Here is a 19,650-nt window from a genome sequence, read left to right as displayed (position 1 = left end):
ATGCGTACTGCGGTGCGTCGACGCGGACCTGTTGAACGGCATCATGGAACGTCTGTGGGATCGAGTGGTGGTTGGCGGGCAAAATGAAGCGCACAATCATCGCACTTTCTGCAGCATGCCTTATGGCTTCGAGCACCGCCGTTTTCGCGCAAGGCGTCTCGAACAAATCTCCGGGGCAAAAGATGCAGGACAGGGGCTTCAAGAAGGGCAGCCCCGGCGCCTCAGGCTATGCGCCTGGACAGAAGTTTGCCCGTCATTGACCACCTTTAACGGCGTTTGTTCACGGAGTTTCGGTGGTCAATCGGTGGTTGGCGAAGCAGCGCGGCAGACGCCGAAGTCGCCCATTTCTTAGCTCCCGCAAGGAAAATCCGCCGGAGCGTGAACCTGCGGGATTGGCCATCGGCCTTTGGCATCGGCCCTGCAGTTTAGGCTGTGCTGGGGATTTCAGTGTCCCAGTTCAGGAAGAAAACGCCGCCGGGCGTGTATTTGTGAGACCGGCGGCGTCTTTTCTTGGGACTTCTCGGGCAAGCGCGAGATAGCGCTGACATCTACTCCGCTCATCCCGTGTTCACATTGAACTTCCTACTGTGTGCGACGTTCAGATTGCCGTAGGAGGAAACAATGAAGCTTAGATTTGCACTGGTTGGACTTGCTGCCCTCGGCAGCCTCGCTGCGGCAGGCAGTGCACCGGCAATGCCGCTCGCCCCACTTTCTTCCGCTTCAAACGTCGAGAACGTTGCCGTGGTCTGCGGCGCTAGGGGCTGTGTCCGCACGGCCCCCGTCTATCGCCGTTATGGTTACGGCTATCGCGGGTATGGTGTCCGTCGATATGGTTATAGCGTGCATCGAGGTTACGGTTACCATCGCGCGTATCGCCGCTGGTGACTTTAAGGACCTCCACAAATAGGAAGACCCGCCGGACTTGAAACCGGCGGGCAATCGACTCCGAAGCTCGCTAGCCTACCCTCAGATTTTCGGCGGATGTCTTGCCGCGGTTTTCCCTCTCTTCATAGCTTACTTTTGCACCTTCATTGAGGGTGCTCAGACCGGCTTTTTCCACTGCCGAGATGTGCACGAATACGTCCTTGCCGCCGCTGTCAGGTTGGATGAACCCAAATCCATTCGATGGATTGAACCATTTCACAGTGCCTGTCGCCACGTCGCAATCTCCCCTTTGAAGCAATGACGGCAACCTAGAAGGACAGCGCATCACGCCGCAAGGAAAAACCCGCTGGCGTGAACCGCGCAATAACCTGGCTCGCCCTTACCGGGTGAGCCGGCGAGGCATCAGGCTTGATTCACAGTGACTTACTGCGCAGCATTTCGTGACACCTGCTCGCGCCTTGCTGCGCAATGGCGGTCGCAGCAAGAAGCCGGTGCGTCACCGCCGAGGCCGCCATTCTGAATCCCCACTAAGCTGGAGGCGGGAGCAAAGAAGTCCGTCTGTCAAACCAATGGCTTAGCCTTATTCTGGGCAATTCAAGACGGTGCTGGTGTTCTGCGTCGAATGTCAGCAGCACAATGGCCGGCTGAAGCTTGCCGATCTGCCGGACTGGGACTGGTCAGAGATCTCGGCTCACCTGAAGTGCACCTTCTGCGGCAAGGTCGGTTGGGTCGACACCCGGCTCGACTGGGGCGAGGTGGTCGACTTCGCCAAGGGCGTCTCCGGCTAAGCAGCAACTAAAACGGACGTGAGGTGTTTTCCAAATCGGGCGACTTTCTAAAAGCTGGGAGAGTCAGATGCTTAGGAAAATCATAATCACCGTGATCGCGGTTATCGCCTTGGCATTTGCACCGACTATTGCTTCTGCGCGCGGAGGCTTCGGCGGCGGCTTTCATGGCGGCGGTTTCCACGGCGGATTTGGCGGCGGCTGGCGCGGCGGTGGTCGGCACAGAGGCGGATTTAGAGCTGCTGCCATTGGACTTGGGATAGGGCTCGGTTTGGCGGGTGCAATGGTGCCTACGGTTACCCCTACGGATACAGCTCCCCGTACGGATATGGTTACGACTACGGTTATGGCTACGGCTACCCCTATGGCTACGGTTACCCGTACCGCGCCAGTTATGGCTACTGCGTCGCAACAGCCAGCCAGCACGAATATACTTGCTATTAATTGGGCGTGTGGTCAGTCACAGGCGACGGGAGAAGGTTCAAGACAATTCCGTCATAGCTCCGAATCCTGAGTCCCGTCTCCAACTGCCACCGCTACCGGATATTCTGCGCAGCGCTGATGAAGGCGCGCGCCTGGCGTCCAATCCAAATCTGAATCAAGCCCACTATCAAGGGAGCGGGATTGCTTGGAACGGTGTGACCTACTTCACACAGCGTGACCAGAATATGAAGTAATCATGACAGGCAGTCACCATGGAGGAACGCCCCCATGCTTGCCGAAAAATTCGTACTGGTTCTGGAAACGCGCATTACCCACACGGCCGACGCGGAGCTGGCTCGGCATCCGGATGGAAGTCCAAAGATGGCGAGCCGAGCGCCGCACATCCCGATCAGGTTGCCGAATGACGATGCCGCCCAGGAGCGGCCGACCAAGCACTGAGGAAGCCCCTCGGCCTGAAAGCCGCAGGAAATTCGCTGCACCTCGCCAACCGCGTCGTCATTGGGCACACGGGCGCGATTTGTCATAGACAGGGGCACGGCTTATTTCGACGCCAATGCAGATTCTCATGCACCGTGCTGTCAGCATCGGGACGGCGCGTTCAGGGCGTCGTGACCCGCTGCCTTCAGGTCATCTATTGAGAGTCGACCGTTTGCCGCCGCTTCGAGGATCTTGGAAGCAACGTGCGTCCTAGCGCTGGTTTCAAAGACGGAAATATTCTCGCAAACTTCCTCTAGCACCGCTCTTAGCAGCGCAGTCGTTTCGGCGTCGAACATGCGTTCCCTCCAATTGGAGATTGATGCTGAACGCCGCGCGAGCGGAGTATGTTCGCTCGGCGGCGCTCGCCACGCATTCCAGTCTGGGCCCTGAAATCCCCAGCACGGGAGATTGGCACTCGTCCGCCAAGGTTTTGTGACACGCAGCGTGAGCCGGCGGAGCCCCTCAAGTTGGCGCCCTTGATTCCTAGCGGCTTCTCTCCGCGCGCTATCGGCGCGATCATCTGCGAATGCCCTGGCGCTCCAAGCCCGATCACTTCCTCAGATACTGGACCGGTCCCGTCGATCGAAACGCCGGCTTCGAGAAGGTGCTGGTCTTCTGCGTTGGCCGTCAGCAGCACAACCGCCGCCTGAAGCTCGCCGACTTGCCCGATTGGGATTGGTCGGACATCTCGGCGCATCTCAAGTGCACCGCAGGCGGCAAGGTGGCTGGGTCGACACCCGAAGTAATCAACTTCGCCAAGGGCGTCTTGGGCTGATTCCCCAGACCGGATTACGCAAGAGGTCGGTCAAGCGGTCGCGCGTTGGTTGGCGCCTCGTTTGCGCCCCTCCGTTCATTCCGAGCTTGTGCTGGAGTTGAGCAAGTTTCTCGCCCGTCTGCGCTCCTCTGTGCTGGTTGGAAGGGGCAACCCAAGCCTGTGGGCCCGCTCATAAACGGAGTTTATCGGGCGCCTCAGAGCGACGGCGATGCGATTAGCACTCGCTCGCGCAGCGATCATAGCTTTCAGTCGTTCGATTTCTTCGTCTGTCCACTTTCCATAGCGCATCTCGCTTTAATCATTCTTGGACAGGCGCGTTCCTCACCGCGCTGCGGCCTCTGGTTGGAAAGACAACCTATGTGAATCTCGTGGTAATATAGCCACGGTTTCGCAGCGTCGCGACAAGAGACCCGCATTGTCGCTTGTCCTCATCTCCAGATTCGTATGCGATCAGATTGACCAATCCCGATTGACGTGGGCTGGCTAAGCGGCCTCAGCAATTGCCCCCTGGGGCCTCCAAGGGTTGCTGGGGCCGCTTTGTATTCCCTGAGTTTGCCGCTGATGAGCATCCTGATCGACACCCGCGATTATGAGAAGACGTATGGCGTCCAGCCTATCGGACGCCGATATTGGGCGTTTCGGATCGTATGCACCGGATCTATTTCGAAAGGCCTGTGAGTTCGGCTTTGAAGGGCTGGTGTCGAAGCGATCGGATCGGCCCTACCGCGGCGGCCGGTGCACGCATTGGCTCAAGGTCAAGAATCGCCGACATGAGACGATGTACCGAGTGATGGAAGCGAAGGCGCGAGGTCTTTAGGACCGAAGCGCATCGATGGCGTGGGCAACGAGAACGCCAACGCTCACTATAATCAAAAGGGCAAATATGACGTTAAACATGGGCTCCACGGAAACGTCTGGCCCGTGATCAGTCAAAGGATTTCCGTCATTAAGGTTGCTTCTTGTCCATGACTGATGCGCTCAAGCCACGCGGGCTTGTAGGTGTAAGGATCAATCCTGATGGAGCGCCCGTCTGCCGGCATGCATCCTTTGCGATACCGGCTGGGACCGGCAATCACGCTTGTCGATGCGGCGGTGCCGACACGCCCTGCCCGAAGTGCAACAAGTCCGATGATGATGTACCACGGCTCCCGTGCGGGTTTCGGGACATGCTTAATAAGGGCGACCGCTAACGTAATCGCAGGTGGCCATCAGCGGTCGGCGGCCCGCACGTGCCCGAGTCGTGGGCATGCATGGCAGCATTTGCGGCCAACGGCTCGGGATGAGGCCGCAGGGATAAGCCGGCTCGTCCCGGCTTTTCCATGGAACCATGTGGGCATTTTCGGCATTACCGACCTGCGGCGGCTGCACGGTTGCATCGATATCGCAGGTCTTCGACGGTGCCTAGGCCACGACCAACTTCTCCGAAGGTCAAAGAACGTGCAACCCGCGCGGGCGAAGGCCTGTAGGTACCACCGCCGTCCAAGCACATCAGCAATCGTCCCCGACGCTTCGAGCAGCACAATACGTGCGGATGTCGTCCGATCCTCAAAAATACTCGATTGAAATTCAAGTAGCCGCCATCGCTGTCTACGCAGCACGCCGAGGTATGGAAATCGTCCGCACCTATTCTGATCCTGGGCGCAGCGGTCTTACCATTGCCCGCCGTAAAGGTTTGCAGCAGCTCATTGATGACGTCGACAGCGGACGGTCGGATTTTGATTGTGTCCTCGTCTTCGACATTAGCCGTTGGGGGCGTTTTCAAGACACTGACGAAAGCGCCTTCTACGAGTTCATCTGCAGACGGGCGGGAATATCGGTTCACTATTGCTCTGAAGAATTTGAGAACGATGGCAGCCTGTCATCAGTGATACTCAAGAACTTGAAGCGCGCGGGAGCTGCTGGCTTCAGCCGGGACCTGTCGCGAAATACATTTATGGGTCAGTCGAATATCGTCGACCGAGGATACTGGCGGGGCGGAGCGGCACCCTACGGGCTGCGTCGGATGCTCGTCGACGCAAACGGCAAGCGTAAGGGAGTGCTGGAGCGCGGCCAGCAGAAGAACTTGAAATCTGAACGGGTCGTTCTCGTCCGAGGGCCTAGCTCGGAAGTCAAGATCGTCCGTCGCATCTTCTCGTCGTTCGTGACACACAGGAAAAATAGGACGCAAATTGCGGAGGAACTAAACGCTGAAGGCTTATTAAGTCCCGGTGAAAAGCGATGGACCGCGCTGACCGTCAGCAACCTCCTCGCGAATGAGATCTATTTGGGTCATATCGTTTTCAATCGCAGCTCAATGAAGCTTGCCGGGCGACGTGTCGACAACCCGCCTGAAATGTGGATACGCCACGACAACGCTTTCGACGGTATCGTCGATCCGCGTCTTTTCGCTCGGACACGAAAGCGGCTCGCTGAAGTCGCAAACAACAAGAAGGAAACTGATCAGCAGCTGCTTGATAGTTTAGCGGCTCTCCTGCGACGAAAGGGCCGATTGTCAGTGCACATCATCCAGGCGGCAAAGGGCGTGCGTCACCCCGCTGTATACACAAACAGATTTGGGTCGCTCATGAGAGCCTATGAACTTGTTGGCTACAGGCCCGGCAATCGGTACCGCTTTATGGAGATCGCCGTCGAAATTGATCGCACGATCTGCTCGGTGGTCGATGATATCATCATCAATCTTAGGGGGCGCGGCGTGAACGCCTCGTTTTTGCACGAACTGTACCTTGTAACGATTTCCGGAGGATTGACTGTATCGGTAGCGGTGGCGCGCGCCGTTTCGGACGGTGACACCAGGTCTCGCCGATGGGAGGTACGGAAGCTCAAGTACCAAAAGGCCGAACTTACGCTTTTGATTCGGATGGACAGTGGCAATAGCCGCATTCGCGACTATTTCCTTCTCCCAACCGCTGCGCTTCCGTTGACGAAGGACAGAAAGAAGCTGCGCGTGTCGGATCGTCTCTTCAGTCGGATGAGGCTCGACAGCCTTGAGGCCGTTATGGCAGCTCTTTATGGCAGGCTGCGTGCGTCGCGAGAAGAATGCAGCAGGATTAGCGCTCTCCCTCTGGCGAGGCAAAATGAAAACACGACCTTCCTATCCCCCTCCCGCGAGCTCAGTCAGATAACGGCACAAACAACAAATCGCTCCGCAAAAAAGTCGGGTGGCGCACGCCACTGATCGAGCGCAAAATAGGGGCCCCAAGACTAACCTTGGCAGAAGATTCTATTAGGATGGACTGGGGGATTTACCCAGCATCTCTCCGCAAGCGGCACCACACAAGGTCGTTGTTGCTTGGGCAACTGCGCCCCTCTCCGCTTCACCGATCCGAGCCCAAGCACCACTTGCGCCTATCAGTCGTTCGCCCCGAAGGGCTAGGGCCGCACCGGCCTGAAGCTGCGTGCTCGTGCCGAGCTTGACAATCCCGAGGAGAGTGCCCGCAAATGCTACTTCTTCGTATATTGCGGTCGTACTTTTCCGGTGCTAGTCCAGATCTCGCGGACCTTGGCGTAGAGCCGGGCTCCATAATAATCGCGCGCCCTTGGCCCAGGGAAATAGGCCATGAAGACGATCGCAGCATTTTCGCGGATGTTGTCGAAGCTGGTGGACACGGATTCGCGGATCTCGAAATCGACCGTGCCATTGCCGAGTAAACGCGGCGTGCCCATTAGCGCTACGCTTGGCTCGCTGTGCCGGTTAGCGGTGCAGAGGAGTTCATTATGCTGATCTTTGATGAAGGATCGCAGGGCGTCGGAAAGCGCGCTGTGCAATGACGCTTCTGTTGGGAACTAAAGGGCATTCGTGAGCAACTCTTCTCTCGAGAATTCATCGATCGGATAATCGAGCTACTGCGGGGTCGAAACCATTTGATACGCCTTTAAAGCCAGTTAGGTGGCGCTGCGTCGAATCCTATCCAAGTTGATCTGCGGAGCTGCCAGTCACCGGCTATTTGGGTGCATGCTTCGCAGAGGCGACGATCAACATCCATCTCTTGGCCCTAGCGGCTTCTGTGTGCGTCCAGCTCATGGACCGGGCGATCTTCACGCGTTCCCTATGCCTTAGTAGCGACCAGATCGTCCGCCAAGGCGTCTTTCAATTGCGCGAACGCTTGTTCGACCTCGGCGAGTTGGCCGGCGAATGTGGCGGCCGGATCGATCTGGCCCGCATCGGCTACGATGAGTTCGTGCGGCACCATGAGCGCCGGCCGAACGGCGACCGGCTTCATTTTGACGTATTGGCAGCACGAGTTGTTCGGCGCATTTGCCACCGCCATGGCCGCCGTAGCAGACGATCATCGTCGGCTTTCCAGCCCACTCCTTATAAAGGTGGTCGATCGCATTCTTGAGCGGCGCTGGATAGCCGCCATTATATTGGGGCGTCACGAACACAAAGGCTGGCGCGGCGGCGACCTTGTGGCTCCACGCACGTGTACGCTCGTGCTCATACTGACCCGTGTTCGGCATTGCTGATTCGTCATCCATCGGCAGCGGCCAGTCCAACAGGTCGACCACTTCGAATGATAAGGCCGTCGCGCCCCGTCCGACCGTGGCGATCCAAGCCGCAACCTGCGGCGCAATGCGATGAGGCCTGACGCTTCCCAAGATGACGAGAACGGGTGATTGCAAGATACATCTCCTTTGCTTCTAAGCCCGGTTTAGCGGGCCGAATGCGCGCTCTCGCAGAATTACCTTGGGCGCTTGATCTACTATGATTCCGCCACGATTACCGGTGTCATCACGCGTGTAAAAGCCCGCGGCCTGATCACGAGTTACAAAAGATCCACTGGATCCGCGATGACGGGAAATAGACCTGACCGAGAAAGGTCGGCGAATAGCCGGGATCGAGACCGTTGGAGAGATTTCCAGTGAGACATTTTCCCCGCAAAGTCAGCAAGAGTTCCGAACGCTTGCGGAGATGCTGAAGAAGGTCATCCGCTGGTGAAAGACAAGAGAGGCTTGACGGTACGATAGCTATCGCACGCACACATCCGCTTAAGAAAAAGGGCCCGGCGATAGTCCGCCGGGCCAGAGCGAGGAGCGGAAGACAACGTCTGCGGCCGACAGGCCGTCGATCGGAACAGAGTTCAGCCAACTAACCCGCCGGACCCGCATCCTCAAGGATCGGGCCGAACAAATCCCAGCGCTCGCCGTCGAACCGCATCATCTGCAACCGTTTGTGGAGACGATAGTCGGTCGGCGAGGTGTTGATCTTGATGCCAGGCAGCGCGAGGTCGCCTGTGACATCCTTGAGCGATGCGGCCTGCTTCATGACGTTCTCGCGCGTCAGATCTTCGCCGCACTGCTGCAGCACGTGGACGAGAAGCTGTGCCGCACCATAGCCATAGGTATTGAAGTTCGAGCTCCTGTCTCCATCTGGATAATACTTCTCCATGAAGGCAAGGTAGCGCTTTACGCCCGGATCGTCCTTCCATTGCGGATCGAGCGGCTCCTTGCCATAGTTGGTGCTGATGAGACCCTTGGCGTTTTCAAGCCCGGATGGCTTCAGGACGCTTCCGACGGAGGTGGCTTTCATGTCGACGATCCGCACCGGATGCCAGCCCATCTCGGCGATCTTCCTGATCGCCTGCGCCGCCTGCTTCGGCGTGGCGGCGATGAAAAACAGGTCGGCGCCCGCATCCTTGATCCTGAGAACATGGGAATCGACGGTCGGATCGGACACTTCGTAGGACGTCTCCGCGACCATCATCGTGGCGGCCTTGTCGCCGAGCCCCGCCCTGATGCCGTTCAGATAGTCCTTGCCAAAATCGTCATTCTGGTAAAGCACGCCGACCTTGGCGTTCGGATGCTCCTTCAGAATGTATTGACCGTAGATGCGCCCCTCGACGAAGTTGTTTGGATCATAGCCCATGGTCCATGGAAAGGTCTTCGGATCGGAAAACCTCAAGGCGCTGGCGGCTGCGAACAGTTGCGGCACTTTCCTGGAATTGAGATACTTCTGCACGGCTGCATTCGAAGGTGTACCGACGATCTGGAAGGTCAGCAGCACCTCGTCGCTCTCGATGAGCTTGCGCACCTGCTCCACCGCCTTCGGCGACGAATAAGCGTCGTCATACTGGATCAGGTTGATCTTGCGGCCGTTGATGCCGCCCTGGTCGTTGATCATCCTGAAGTAGGCGGCCTCGGTCTTTCCGATCGAGGCATAGGCCGACGCCGGTCCCGAAAACGGCATGGTCTGGCCGATCTTGATCTCGGTGTCGCTGGCGCCTGGGTCGTATTTCTTCTGAGCATTGGTCGCAGAGATCGACAGCGCCAGGGTCCACGCCATTGCCGCGGCCAGATGTAAAATTCGATTCCTCATTCGCGATTTCCTTCGCAGCTTGTTTGTCTAAACGGGGTGTCAAGCACTTCACAGTGCGGCGGGCGCTTCCCTCAAGCTGAGCCGACGGCGTCAGGGGTGAGCGCGAGACGAGGGTCCGTTCCATGTACTCTTGCTATGCAAGCGAGGCGATCCTTGCGAACTCGCTGCGGTGAAAGATGAGAGGCTGCCTGCGGCTATGAACGACGACGGCATGAAGTTTCAGCAGCACGATGACGTGATCGCCCGCCTCCAGCTCCTCGCGGACAGTGCAGTCATACTGGGCGATCCCCTCGGCGAGCATCACCGCACCGCCGTCGGCGATCTCGAAGGCAACGCCGTTGAACCGCTCCTGGGCCGGACCCGCGAGCTGGCGGCACAATGCGCCGTGGTCCTCAGCGAGCACGGTGACTCCGAGGTGCTTGGCTCGGCGCAGCTCGGGCCACGTGCTCGAGCCTTTCGCGACGGAGAACGACACGAGTGGGGGTTCGAGAGAGACCGAGGTAAACGAGGAGGCCACGAGACCCACCAGCCTCCCGTCGACCTGCGCAGCCACGGCCACGACGCCCGTCGGGAACGCGCCGAAGGCCTCGCGCAGCATCCTGCTGTCCATCTGCTCGCTCATGGATGGCATGCGGCTCGCGCTCCGTGTGCGGTGGCGTACTCGACGACGAGATCGGTCACGGCGTCCAACGCGGCGTGGCCGATCACTGTCGAACTCCCGGTGGGGTCGCCGAGGACACCGTTGGGTGAGACCGCGTCGATGCCCTCGACGAATGCCCGGCGCAGGAACTCCTCGTCGACCGTTCCCCGGTACCCCGCCGCCACCCGGTCGGCCCGAACCCTCTCGGGGTGCAGGACGAGCATCACCGAGGTCTCCGCCACGTCCGCGTGGCCACCAACGTGGCTTCCCAGACCGGCGACCGACTCCGCGGACTTCCGCCACGCGTCAAGGATCGCGGCACTGTCTCCATAGACGATGACTTGAAGCGCCGGAGCGAGCGCTGCGGCGAGCCGTGGTTCGAAGTCGCGCATGATCGGGTAATTGCCGATGTGCCCGGAGAAGAGAACCACGCGATCGAACCCGTGCGCAGCCAGGCTGCTGCAATAGTCCAGACAGATCGCTTCCAGCGTAGAGGGACGCACCGAAAGCGAGCCGCAGAAGCCGAGATGGTGGGGCGAGTACCCGACCCTGACCGTCGGCAGGACCAGTGCAGCAGCAAGCTTGCTGGCGATGCGGAGTGCGAGTGCGTCGGCATGATCGCTGTCCATTGACAGCGGAAGGTGAGGTCCGTGCTGCTCGATCGCGCCGAGCGGAAGGATCGCTGTGCGGGCGCCGGCCGCGATCGCCTCGGCGATCTCAGGACTGGTCAGGTGTTCGATCCGCAGCTCACGCGGTTGCTCGGAACGCATCGCTTCTCGCTCCTTCAACCCTGAAGCCGCGCTTGGTCGGCGAACTCGTTGTGCTCCGCTGAGTCGTACATCTCGTCCACGAGCGCGCTGAACGAGGTGAGCACCGCAGCCCGGCGGATCGTGCCCTTGGCAGTGAGCTCTCCCGCTCCTGGCGAGAGCGCACGTGGCGCGATACGGAAGTCCTTGAGCTGAAGGGGACGCGCAAGCTCGGAGTTGAGATCCTCAATCTGCTTTCGCAAGCCCTCGTGCAGCGTGTCCCTGTCGAGCTTGCTGCCGTTCTCAGTCGGCCAGATGAGGACGGTGAGGTATTTGCGGCCGTCGCCGACGACCACGGCCTCCTCGATGAGAGAGCTGGCCTTGAGGCGTACCTCAGTAGGCTGCGGATTGATGGTCTTGCCGCCGCTGGTGACGATGATGTCCTTGGCTCGTCCGATCAGCTTGACCTCGCCGGAGGCGTCGATTTCAACGAGGTCGCCGGTGCGGTACCACTCCCCGTCCATCACGTCCGCGGTCGCCGCCGCGTCGTTCAGCAGGTCACGTGCGGGCCGTGTTCCGATCAGGCGGATGAGGCGCTGGATTCCCTTATCCGCGGGCAGAAGGCCGTGTCTGATCTCGGGGAATCCGAACCGGGCGTGAGGCGCTGCGAGCACCACATCCGCGAACAGCGCGTACTCCACGCCGCCGCCGACACAATCGCCATTTACGGCGGCAATGACCGGAGCCGGGTATCGCTCCATCGCGACAAGAAGGTTATGGAAACCCCGCATTCGGGCTTCGACCGGGTCGGCGCCGGCTCCGTCAGCTTCCTTGATATCACCGCCGGCGCAGAAGAACCGCCCCCCGGCACCGGTGATCACGATCGGCGTCGGGTCGCTCTGGCCACGATCTTGGAACAGCGCCGTCATAGCGAGCAACAGCGCACGGTTCAGGGCGTTCGCCGGAGGCCTGTCGAGCGTCGCGACCACGACGCCGTCGTGGTCGGCCGTCCGCAGCCCGGCGGCCGCATCGCTTTCGTGCCGCGCGGATAGAGCCGTCATCGGATGTCTCTCGTGTCTGATTGCTGCGGTGGGTGGCGAAGCCGCCCTCGCTGTGAGTCGAGGGAGGGCGCGGCGACTGCTTCTCGCGGAACGCCTGTCAAGTCTCGATGTAGCGGGCCGTCATCATGCATCGAAGTCTGGCACCGCTTCGTCGCGCCGGGCTCACCCCGGCTTCTTGGCTTCCGCGAAGCGCTTGCGTTGCTCTCGAAAGGCCGCGACGGCTTCTTTGCGATCGGGACTCTTGAAGGTCAGCGCCTCGAGCGCCATCGCGGTATCCAGATTGAGATGTACCTGGTCCTTGATCAGCTTGTTGACGCTATATTTTGTCCAGACGATCGCGTTGCGGGGACCACTCGCGAGCAGTTCGGCGTAGCCGATCGCATGATCAAGAACAGTACCTTCCGGCACGACCTTGTTGATCATCCCTGCAGCCGCCGCGTCTTCCGCCGAAATGAAGTCACCGGTCATTAAGAAGTGTTTGGCCCGTGCCGGACCCAGGAGAAGCGGCCAAATGACAGCGCCCCCATCTCCGGCGACGACACCGGCCGTAACATGCGTATCGGCGAAACGGGCGCTCGGCTGGGCAAAGATGACGTCGCAAAACAGGGCGAGCGTGGCACCCAACCCGACCGCCACGCCGTTCACGGCAGCGATGACGGGGGATTCGACTTCGAGGAGGTTCCTGATCAGATGTCGACCCGAGCGCGTGGGCGATATCGGATGCCCGCCGGTATCAAGCGCGTTCTGATCACCCCCTGAGCAGAAGCCCCGACCAGCGCCAGTGAGTACAATGGCCTTCACCGCTGGGGCGTTGTCGAGGTCTACGAACACCTCCTCCAACGCGGTATGCATAGGCCAATTGATGGCGTTGAGGATTTCAGGCCGGTTCATGGTTATGACGGCCACACCGCTCGGACGTATCTCTACGAGCAAGCCTTCGTATTTCTTGTCTTTCATCTTATGTCTCCAGTTCTTCAAACAGGCGTCAGGCAGAGGCCGCAGGATGACGGATTGCGCTGGCGACCGTCCCGGCGGCCGCCTTGGCGTTCTCGAAGGCCTCGCGCTCGGCATAATGGGCAGGGCGGGCGGCGCGGATGTCTGCAAGGACCGCGTCGGACGTGCGCACGACCGACCGGGGGTTCTTGAACCTCGGGATGACGTACTTGCCGAACAGCTCGATCGACTTCATCAGCTCCTTGTGCGGCATGCCGTCGATCCGGAGAGCGAGCGCGTCGATGCCCATGTCGACGAACCGCTGGACCTGCTTGGCGCAGGTCTCGACGTCGCCGACGATGAAGCTCCCGGACTCGTCGAACAAATAGCGCTCGTTCTTGAAGTCGATGTTCTTGATCTTGCCGAGCGATCCATAGTCGGCGGACAGCTTCGAGAGCCGCTCATAGGCGTCGATGGACAAGGCGACGCTATGAGCCAGCGTGGCCGCCCAGCGTTCCGCCTCCTCGTTTGTATCGGCGCAATGCATTCCGCCGGATATCACCGCCACCTTCTGCGCCTGCACGGGGTATACGTGCTCGGCGATCGCCAGCTCCTTGTCGTAGAGTTCGGCCGACCTTTGCACAGAGGCGAACCCGCTATAGCCGCCGCCCATCATGGCGCCGATGCCCATGTGCGCCGCGGCGGTGATCGATTGAGGGCTCGAGGTCGCCATCATGATTGGCGGATAGGGCAGTGTCACGTGCTTGGGCGTCAGGCTGCGCGGCGGAATCTTGTAGTGCTCGCCGACGAAAGAGAAGATGTCGTTCGATAGGGCTCGGCGGATGACCTCGATGCCCTCCATTTGCTGCGCCTTGGTCTCCTCGGGGTCGACCTCGAAGGCGCGCAGCGCGAGGGTGGTGTTGCCGCGGCCGACGGCGAGCCCGACGCGACCGTTCGACAGGATATCCTCGGTCGCCAGCCGCTCCGCGACGCGCAGCGCGTGATTGATCTTCTTGGGAAGCGGCGTGATCAGGTGGATGAACTGGATCCTGCTGGTTAGCGCCATCATGTACGGGTAGATCACCTCGGGAGCCGAGGTCGACGCCGTGCCGATCGCGAAATGCTGTTCGGAGCACCCGAACGCGTCGAATCCGACTTTCTCCGCCAGAATCACTTCGTCGATGAGCTCGCGATAGCGGTGCGCGTGGGTGTGTCCCGGCTGGGTCTCCCCCTCGCTGAAGAAGATGAACCGCATGCGTTGTGCCTCCTTCGCACCTCAATGTTAATCTACACTAACTTTATGGCCGGCAATCGCGTCCTGTCAACAACCTTTCGGCGCCGACCATCTAGAACCGTTCTTTGCGATATTAGCTTTATTGCTGGTACAATGTCTGATAAGCGCGCGATGGAAAATATTCAGCCCCCTCGCCTAGCGATCTGGCGGCGGTCCAGAAAAGTGAATCTATATTTACATGAGGATGAAATGAGACGTTCACATGTTCCGTTCATTGAGCCCGGGACAGACGATGCTGGCGCGCGGGATGACACGGTGCTTCGCGGCCGCCACGTGGTACGGTGCGCCTCAATGAATATTCAGCCATTACCGATCAAGCGGGCATACAGCAGCGGGCGGCGCGAGCAGTTGATCGCGGTCGCTGCTGAGCTCTTCCTGCAGCACTCATACGACGCGGTCACAGTTGAAATGATCGCTGCGCGCGCCGGCATCACTGGTCCTGGATTGTATCGCCACTTCCAGAACAAGCAGGCAGTCCTGATTGCGGTTCTGGAGGAACCGACGCAGATCGTGCACGAGGTTGCGAAACGGATCGCGGAGACGACGAAGGACCCAAAGGCTGCCCTGATAGCGATGGTCGAGTCGCACATCCGGTTGATCCTTAAAGGACCACCAAGCACGCTGATCTTCACCAAGAACGAGCACGCTCTTCCTGAACGCGACCACAGACGGATCCGGCGCGAGATGGCGTTGTACGCCGAAGAGTGGATTTCCGTGATAATCCCTCTGCGGCCCGACCTGTCCGAACCCGAGGCACGACTGCTGACCCAGGCCGTGTTCTCCATGCTCAACACGGCTGCAACGCTTAGGAAGGGCCTCGACGAGGAGTCGATCTTCTCCACTATGCGGCAGGCCGCGCTGCACGCGCTGCTCGGCCGCGGCGACCTCTGATCTACACCTGTCCTGCCGGCGCAAACCCTATCGCTCAGACGGTCCTCGCGGCCGCAGAATCCCACGCATTAGCCATGGCTGCACATGAGAGATCGCACTGTGATTGGCGCGTCCCGCGCGGGCCGGGTTTTGCCTAATTTCCTTCGGCCCTAGCTACGGAGGCCTGTGGTGCTTGATGTTAGCAGGCTTACCCTTAGGTCCGGCGGGTCAGGCGTCCCCAAGCGCAGCAGCGCGACGACGCAGCGGTGAGTCGCCTACAAGGCTTCTGCGCATACCGGTCTAAGGGAAAGCATATGCATCGGGTCTTCCAACAATTCATTGATGCAATAGTCAGCGCCGAAGATGCCGAAGGCTTCTCCAACGCGCTGGCGGAAACAGCATCGGCTTTGGACCTATCGTGTTTCGCTTATCTCGCTCTCCAGAGCGAAGAAGACAGGAAGCCCCGACTCATCTCAACATATCCAACGCGATGGACGACCCATTATCTAGACAAGAAATACCAAGTCATTGATCCCGTCATTCGAGAAGCCCTTAAGAGCCCGAAGCCCTTTCGATGGGGAATCGATTTTCGATCACAAACCAGTTCAAAAGAGCAGCGGCGACTATTCGATGAAGCCGCGCAATGCGGAATCCGGTTCGGCTTCACGGTGCCGATTCACGATGGGCATGGGCCAATCTCCGCATTGACTTTCGCTACTGACGAGAGCCGGCCACAATTCGATAAATGCATTGATTCGTACACGCGTGTCCTTCAACTCATGGCGATGTATTTTCATGCTCACGTTCGTCGCAAGCTCGGAAACGAACGTGGTTTCGACGGAATTCGACTGTCGTGCCGCGAAGTAGAATGTTTGGAGTGGGCGGCTCGAGGAAAGAGCTCTTGGGAGATAGGCTGCATTCTCGGTATATCGCGCAACACAGTTGCGTATTACTTAGAGAATGCGAAGGAAAAACTCGGCGTTCGCACAATCGCGCAGGCGGTGACGCACTTGGCGGCTGCAAATAGAAAAAAGCAAAATTAGGGTGCCCTCCCCCTACAACTACAGGTGATGATTTGAGGCGATAATCGCGCTTCAAAGAAGGCTATTCATCACTTCTGGAGGGATTATGATCCAGTTGATCACACCACCTTCGTACGGAGAGCTTTCCGACACCCTCGTTGAGATGCATCGGTTGCGGCATCGCGTCTTCAAACTGCGCATGGCATGGGAAGTTGAGGCCAGCGGCGACATGGAGATCGACGAATTCGACGCGCTGCATCCTGACTATCTAATCCAGGTGGATGAAAATGGCCAGGTGCAAGGTTCCGTTCGCCTGCTCCCCACGCTTGGCCCGACCATGCTTCGCGACACCTTTCCCGCGCTTCTTGAAGGTCAACCCGCGCCGTCAACTCCGCTCGTATGGGAAAGCAGCAGGTTCGCTATCGACATTGCAGCCGACGCCCCTAAAGGAAATCACGGCATAAGTCGCGCCGCATACGAGCTGTTTGCCGGAATGGTCGAGTTCGGGCTCTCACGACAACTCACTGATATCGTTACTGTCACAGATCTCCGAATGGAGCGAATCCTTCGACGGGTCGGTTGGCCGCTGCGACGAATTGGCAATCCGGCCACAATCGGCAACACCGTAGCCTTGGCGGGTTACCTTGCGATTTCGAGCGAAGTTCTCCGGAATCTCCGTAAGGCCGGAGGTCTTTCGACACCGACTCTCTGGACGCCAGTAATCTTTGCTGCCGCCTAGAACGATCCCTGCCAATGAACGAGATAGAGGTGCTCGCCTGGATCGGGGACTTCCTGTCTTGTGGTTTGTTACCGAGCTTCGAAAATGACAGAAACCGGGATCCGACACGATCGGCGGAACACAGCGAGCGCGATTGACCTGCAACAGCTTCGATTCGCTGTGGTTGCCAGCGACTACGGGAGCTTTCGACGAGCCGCTGATGTCCTTTCGATCAAGCACACTGTCCTGAGCCGATCCATCGGTCAGCTTGAATATCTGGTTGGAACTTCATTATTCGAGCGCTCCAGCGGAGGCATCAAGCCCACTATCGCTGGCCAAGCGGTTTTGCGAATTGCGCGACTGATCCTGGAACAGGTCGACATACTCGTTGAAACCGGGAGGTCTGGTGGTCGCGGCGATACTGGCCATCTTGTTATTGGCTTCTACACGTCCGTGTCTACCGGCAATTTGCGAGCGACGATAGGTGAATTCAAGAAGCGGCTCCCGCAGATCGAATTGGCAACGATGGAACGCTCTCGCTTTCATCTGATGACCGCGCTGCGTAACGGGACTGTCGACGTCGTCGTTAGCCCTGGACGTCTGGCTTCAATGTACGTCAAATCACTACTGCTGTGGAGCGAGCGCATCTTGATCTCGTTGCCTCAGGATCACTGCCTAGCGGCGCGCGAGACCATCCATTGGGCAGATTTGCGTAACGAAAAGATACTTCTAAGCAAGATTGATCCTGGACGAGAGCTCGAGGATCTCCTGATTTCGAAGCTCGTGTCACCTGACGACCGGCCCGCAGTAGAGCGCCATGACGTGAGCCGCGGCATTATCAAAAATCTGACGAGTATGGGCATGGGGCTCAGTCTGGTGATGGAATCGGATATCGGCGCAAGTTTCGCTGGGCTTGTGTACCGGGAGTTGCACGACGGAACGGGACCTAGCCGGGTGGACTTCTTTGCGCATTGGCGCGACCACGATGAAAATCCGGCTCTAAACCGTTTCCTCGATCTGTTGGCAGAGCGCTATCCCTCACCTCCGCCGGCTCTCGGGGAATGACCAGCCCGTCTCGCCTTTGCAAATCCTCGGTCCGTGGCCATAAAGCGCGCCAGCATCGGTGCGATCAACTTCACCGGATCGATGCGCTGCCCACTTTCGCTTGCCAAGGCCTCTGCATATGCGACGAGATCCCGATGCACTGATGCCGGAAGTTCAGCGGCGACCTTGACCGGCTTGTCGTCGGGCGGTGCTGCTATTTTAAGCTTGGGCATGCCATCATCCTCCGTATGGCACAAGTATGAGGTCACGATTTACGAGAACGCGAACCGGAAAGCCAGGTCGCACGGTGAGAGTGGGCTGTATGTTGAGACTGCGCCGAACCACCTGCTGTCCGGTCTGGTTCAGTGAGTCCGAGGCGCCGTGCCGCAACGCCTGGATAATCGCACTGTCGTTGCTGTTAGTGTCGGAGCCCGCGCCCAGTTCCGTCCCGACAGCCAAGAACGTCGATAACGCGGCGGCCTTGAATAGCTCGCCCCAGTGATTGTCGATTTGGTCTTCAAGGCCCGCATACCCTGCGGTGTCAGCGCCAGGCTGCCGCTCGAGAACAATGGATCGTCCATTCGGCATGATCAGCCGGGTCCAGACGAGCAAGACGCGGGACTGGCCGAAAGTGACCTGGCTATCGTAGATCCCGATCAGACGCGATCCCTGAGGTACAAGCAGATAGCGGCCGGTCGGCGTGTCAAAGATATTCTCGGTTACCTGCGCCGTAATTTGCCCTGGCAGGTCCGATCGGATCCCGGTGATCAGCGCTCCCGGAATCACGGTCCCGGCCTGCACGATATACGGAGAAGCAGGCTTGGTGATGCGGTCAGGGCTGACTGTGCGACGATCCACGGAAGCATTAACGAAAGCAAGCTTCCGGTCCTGACCATTCTGCGCAGATCCATCGTCGCCAGCGCTCGTTGCGCTCGCCGACACGACGCGCTCGCTGCCAACAGCCGCCGCAGCAGCAGGCGGACGCACTTCTCGTCCGTTGGTCGAAGCGAACAGATGACTGGTGCGGGCTGCCTCAGTCTCCTGATCCCGGCGCTGCTGGTCCGGATCAGCGCCGCTCGTCGGCGGCTGGCCTTGAGCGGCAAGGATCGGTCGACCAAGGTCCCCTGGGAGCGGCGGACCGAGTTGCGGAATTAGCTGGCGCGGAACGCCAGCATAATCCTTCGGCAGTGTCGTAATGCCGTCGGCAACATTGTGATGATCCGTACTGTAAAGCTCGTCGGCCGTCGAGTTTCGGGAACGATTGTTCTGCAGCGACCACAATACGGTTCCACCTATGACGAGCAATGCAACGGCGCTTCCTCCGGCCAGGACTTTCCGGGACAATCGTGTCACACGTGGATGTTCTGCCCTCAAGCGGAAGCTTTTGGTCTCCTCCCCCTGTGTCTCCGGCGAAACTGCTTTCTCGTGATCGTTTCCGTTCGGGGTGTTCATGACGACGGCCTCCCGTCGGTCCTGACAATCCTGACCTTCTGCTGGTGCTCACCGCCGAGCCGGAGTTCGGCGGCCGCAAAGAGCCGATCCACGATCAGCACGTTGCCGTAGGCGCGGTAGTTGACGAGTTCGGTCTTGCCGTCCGGGCCGATGACGAAAAGTGGAGGCATCTCACCCTGCACGATGCCTTG

Annotated in this window: 22 protein-coding genes and 1 pseudogene; 9 read left to right on the top strand and 14 right to left on the bottom strand. The window is 59.2% G+C overall.

Features of this window, described 5'->3' with window-relative positions; translation table 11 throughout:
• On the top strand, positions 1–352 hold a 352-nt coding region (locus H8B02_RS32415), incomplete at its 5' end, for a hypothetical protein (RefSeq protein WP_229169950.1).
• A 603-nt stretch (positions 353–955) separates the two neighbouring features.
• Here H8B02_RS32415 and H8B02_RS32410 read toward each other — a convergent pair.
• The gene (locus tag H8B02_RS32410) at positions 956–1,159 is read right to left on the bottom strand and encodes a cold-shock protein (RefSeq protein ID WP_229169949.1); all 204 of its coding nucleotides are present in this window, start codon (positions 1,157–1,159) and stop codon (positions 956–958) included.
• Positions 1,160–1,487: 328 nt separating this feature from the next.
• Between H8B02_RS32410 and H8B02_RS32405 the strand changes: the two genes are divergently transcribed.
• Positions 1,488–1,673, top strand: coding sequence for a hypothetical protein (locus H8B02_RS32405; protein WP_229169948.1), 186 nt, complete (start codon positions 1,488–1,490; stop codon positions 1,671–1,673).
• A gap of 708 nt (positions 1,674–2,381) precedes the next feature.
• Positions 2,382–2,552 (top strand): hypothetical protein, encoded by a 171-nt coding sequence (locus H8B02_RS32400; RefSeq protein WP_229169947.1) that lies wholly within the window; start codon positions 2,382–2,384, stop codon positions 2,550–2,552.
• Between the two features lie 140 nt (positions 2,553–2,692).
• Here H8B02_RS32400 and H8B02_RS32395 read toward each other — a convergent pair whose 3' ends face one another.
• Positions 2,693–2,887 carry a hypothetical protein gene (locus H8B02_RS32395; protein WP_229169946.1) on the bottom strand — a complete coding sequence of 65 codons (195 nt, stop codon included), beginning with the start codon at positions 2,885–2,887 and terminating at the stop codon, positions 2,693–2,695.
• Between the two features lie 230 nt (positions 2,888–3,117).
• Here H8B02_RS32395 and H8B02_RS32390 point away from each other — a divergent pair, with 230 nt between their 5' ends.
• The gene (locus H8B02_RS32390) at positions 3,118–3,366 is read left to right on the top strand and encodes a hypothetical protein (RefSeq protein WP_229169945.1); all 249 of its coding nucleotides are present in this window, start codon (positions 3,118–3,120) and stop codon (positions 3,364–3,366) included.
• A 1,525-nt stretch (positions 3,367–4,891) separates the two neighbouring features.
• On the top strand, positions 4,892–6,541 hold the full coding sequence (locus tag H8B02_RS32385) for a recombinase family protein (RefSeq protein WP_312001415.1): 1,650 nt from the start codon (positions 4,892–4,894) through the stop codon (positions 6,539–6,541).
• 266 nt (positions 6,542–6,807) lie between these two features.
• Here H8B02_RS32385 and H8B02_RS32380 read toward each other — a convergent pair whose 3' ends face one another.
• From H8B02_RS32380 to H8B02_RS32345, 9 genes and pseudogenes are all read right to left on the bottom strand, one after another.
• Positions 6,808–7,131, bottom strand: coding sequence for a hypothetical protein (locus H8B02_RS32380; protein ID WP_229169944.1), 324 nt, complete (start codon positions 7,129–7,131; stop codon positions 6,808–6,810).
• Between the two features lie 281 nt (positions 7,132–7,412).
• Positions 7,413–7,634, bottom strand: a complete 222-nt coding sequence (locus H8B02_RS32375) for a hypothetical protein (RefSeq protein WP_229169943.1) — start codon at positions 7,632–7,634, stop codon at positions 7,413–7,415.
• Between the two features lie 28 nt (positions 7,635–7,662).
• Positions 7,663–7,962: pseudogene (locus tag H8B02_RS49115) on the bottom strand (NADPH-dependent FMN reductase); the annotation flags it as partial.
• A 490-nt stretch (positions 7,963–8,452) separates the two neighbouring features.
• Positions 8,453–9,679 carry an ABC transporter substrate-binding protein gene (locus H8B02_RS32370; protein ID WP_229169942.1) on the bottom strand — a complete coding sequence of 409 codons (1,227 nt, stop codon included), beginning with the start codon at positions 9,677–9,679 and terminating at the stop codon, positions 8,453–8,455.
• A 133-nt stretch (positions 9,680–9,812) separates the two neighbouring features.
• Entirely contained in the window at positions 9,813–10,301 is a 489-nt protein-coding gene (locus tag H8B02_RS32365; protein WP_229169941.1) for a flavin reductase family protein, read from the bottom strand.
• Positions 10,298–11,089: a creatininase family protein gene (locus H8B02_RS32360; RefSeq protein WP_229169940.1), complete on the bottom strand. Its 792-nt coding sequence runs from the start codon at positions 11,087–11,089 to the stop codon at positions 10,298–10,300. The genes H8B02_RS32365 and H8B02_RS32360 overlap by 4 nt, the downstream gene beginning before the upstream one ends.
• A 14-nt stretch (positions 11,090–11,103) precedes the next feature.
• Positions 11,104–12,126, bottom strand: coding sequence for an enoyl-CoA hydratase-related protein (locus H8B02_RS32355; protein ID WP_229169939.1), 1,023 nt, complete (start codon positions 12,124–12,126; stop codon positions 11,104–11,106).
• Positions 12,127–12,288: 162 nt separating this feature from the next.
• Complete coding sequence (locus tag H8B02_RS32350; RefSeq protein WP_229169938.1) at positions 12,289–13,083, bottom strand: enoyl-CoA hydratase/isomerase family protein; 795 nt, start codon at positions 13,081–13,083, stop codon at positions 12,289–12,291.
• Between the two features lie 28 nt (positions 13,084–13,111).
• Positions 13,112–14,314, bottom strand: a complete 1,203-nt coding sequence (locus tag H8B02_RS32345) for an LLM class flavin-dependent oxidoreductase (protein ID WP_229169937.1) — start codon at positions 14,312–14,314, stop codon at positions 13,112–13,114.
• Between the two features lie 330 nt (positions 14,315–14,644).
• Between H8B02_RS32345 and H8B02_RS32340 the strand changes: the two genes are divergently transcribed.
• The 4 genes from H8B02_RS32340 (at position 14,645) to H8B02_RS32325 (ending at position 18,028) form a co-directional block, all read left to right on the top strand.
• Positions 14,645–15,244, top strand: a complete 600-nt coding sequence (locus H8B02_RS32340) for a TetR/AcrR family transcriptional regulator (protein WP_229169936.1) — start codon at positions 14,645–14,647, stop codon at positions 15,242–15,244.
• Positions 15,245–15,537: 293 nt separating this feature from the next.
• Positions 15,538–16,266: a LuxR family transcriptional regulator gene (locus H8B02_RS32335; protein ID WP_229169935.1), complete on the top strand. Its 729-nt coding sequence runs from the start codon at positions 15,538–15,540 to the stop codon at positions 16,264–16,266.
• Between the two features lie 85 nt (positions 16,267–16,351).
• Positions 16,352–16,984 (top strand): acyl-homoserine-lactone synthase, encoded by a 633-nt coding sequence (locus tag H8B02_RS32330; RefSeq protein WP_229169934.1) that lies wholly within the window; start codon positions 16,352–16,354, stop codon positions 16,982–16,984.
• Between the two features lie 84 nt (positions 16,985–17,068).
• Complete coding sequence (locus tag H8B02_RS32325; protein ID WP_229169933.1) at positions 17,069–18,028, top strand: LysR family transcriptional regulator; 960 nt, start codon at positions 17,069–17,071, stop codon at positions 18,026–18,028.
• On the opposite strand, the gene H8B02_RS32320 is transcribed toward H8B02_RS32325, so the two are convergent.
• From H8B02_RS32320 to H8B02_RS32310, 3 genes are all read right to left on the bottom strand, one after another.
• Complete coding sequence (locus H8B02_RS32320) at positions 17,995–18,240, bottom strand: DUF2274 domain-containing protein (protein ID WP_229169932.1); 246 nt, start codon at positions 18,238–18,240, stop codon at positions 17,995–17,997. The genes H8B02_RS32325 and H8B02_RS32320 overlap by 34 nt on opposite strands.
• Positions 18,241–18,244: 4 nt before the next feature.
• Entirely contained in the window at positions 18,245–19,459 is a 1,215-nt protein-coding gene (locus H8B02_RS32315) for a TraB/TrbI/VirB10 family type IV secretion system protein (protein ID WP_229169931.1), read from the bottom strand.
• A partial coding sequence (locus H8B02_RS32310) for a TrbG/VirB9 family P-type conjugative transfer protein (RefSeq protein ID WP_229169930.1) occupies positions 19,456–19,650 on the bottom strand: 195 nt, incomplete at its 5' end. The genes H8B02_RS32315 and H8B02_RS32310, both read right to left, overlap by 4 nt.

The sequence above is a fragment of the Bradyrhizobium altum genome, from assembly GCF_020889705.1.
GTDB classification, from domain to species: domain Bacteria; phylum Pseudomonadota; class Alphaproteobacteria; order Rhizobiales; family Xanthobacteraceae; genus Bradyrhizobium; species Bradyrhizobium altum.
The sequence above is the reverse complement of the archived record's forward strand: the minus strand, read 5'-3'. Positions and strand labels throughout refer to the sequence as shown.

Excerpts from the sequence above, each read along its gene's own strand:
- H8B02_RS32315 (WP_229169931.1), bottom strand. The coding sequence starts at position 19,459 with ATGAACACCCCGAACGGAAACGATCACGAGAAAGCAGTTTCGCCGGAG.
- H8B02_RS32350 (WP_229169938.1), bottom strand. The coding sequence starts at position 13,083 with ATGAAAGACAAGAAATACGAAGGCTTGCTCGTAGAGATACGTCCGAGC.
- H8B02_RS32340 (WP_229169936.1), top strand. The coding sequence starts at position 14,645 with ATGAATATTCAGCCATTACCGATCAAGCGGGCATACAGCAGCGGGCGG.
- H8B02_RS32325 (WP_229169933.1), top strand. The coding sequence starts at position 17,069 with ATGACAGAAACCGGGATCCGACACGATCGGCGGAACACAGCGAGCGCG.
- H8B02_RS32390 (WP_229169945.1), top strand. The coding sequence starts at position 3,118 with ATGCCCTGGCGCTCCAAGCCCGATCACTTCCTCAGATACTGGACCGGT.
- H8B02_RS32395 (WP_229169946.1), bottom strand. The coding sequence starts at position 2,887 with ATGTTCGACGCCGAAACGACTGCGCTGCTAAGAGCGGTGCTAGAGGAA.
- H8B02_RS32330 (WP_229169934.1), top strand. The coding sequence starts at position 16,352 with ATGATCCAGTTGATCACACCACCTTCGTACGGAGAGCTTTCCGACACC.
- H8B02_RS32355 (WP_229169939.1), bottom strand. The coding sequence starts at position 12,126 with ATGACGGCTCTATCCGCGCGGCACGAAAGCGATGCGGCCGCCGGGCTG.
- H8B02_RS32320 (WP_229169932.1), bottom strand. The coding sequence starts at position 18,240 with ATGCCCAAGCTTAAAATAGCAGCACCGCCCGACGACAAGCCGGTCAAG.
- H8B02_RS32335 (WP_229169935.1), top strand. The coding sequence starts at position 15,538 with ATGCATCGGGTCTTCCAACAATTCATTGATGCAATAGTCAGCGCCGAA.
- H8B02_RS32400 (WP_229169947.1), top strand. The coding sequence starts at position 2,382 with ATGCTTGCCGAAAAATTCGTACTGGTTCTGGAAACGCGCATTACCCAC.
- H8B02_RS32360 (WP_229169940.1), bottom strand. The coding sequence starts at position 11,089 with ATGCGTTCCGAGCAACCGCGTGAGCTGCGGATCGAACACCTGACCAGT.
- H8B02_RS32365 (WP_229169941.1), bottom strand. The coding sequence starts at position 10,301 with ATGAGCGAGCAGATGGACAGCAGGATGCTGCGCGAGGCCTTCGGCGCG.
- H8B02_RS32345 (WP_229169937.1), bottom strand. The coding sequence starts at position 14,314 with ATGCGGTTCATCTTCTTCAGCGAGGGGGAGACCCAGCCGGGACACACC.
- H8B02_RS32375 (WP_229169943.1), bottom strand. The coding sequence starts at position 7,634 with ATGGCGGTGGCAAATGCGCCGAACAACTCGTGCTGCCAATACGTCAAA.
- H8B02_RS32370 (WP_229169942.1), bottom strand. The coding sequence starts at position 9,679 with ATGAGGAATCGAATTTTACATCTGGCCGCGGCAATGGCGTGGACCCTG.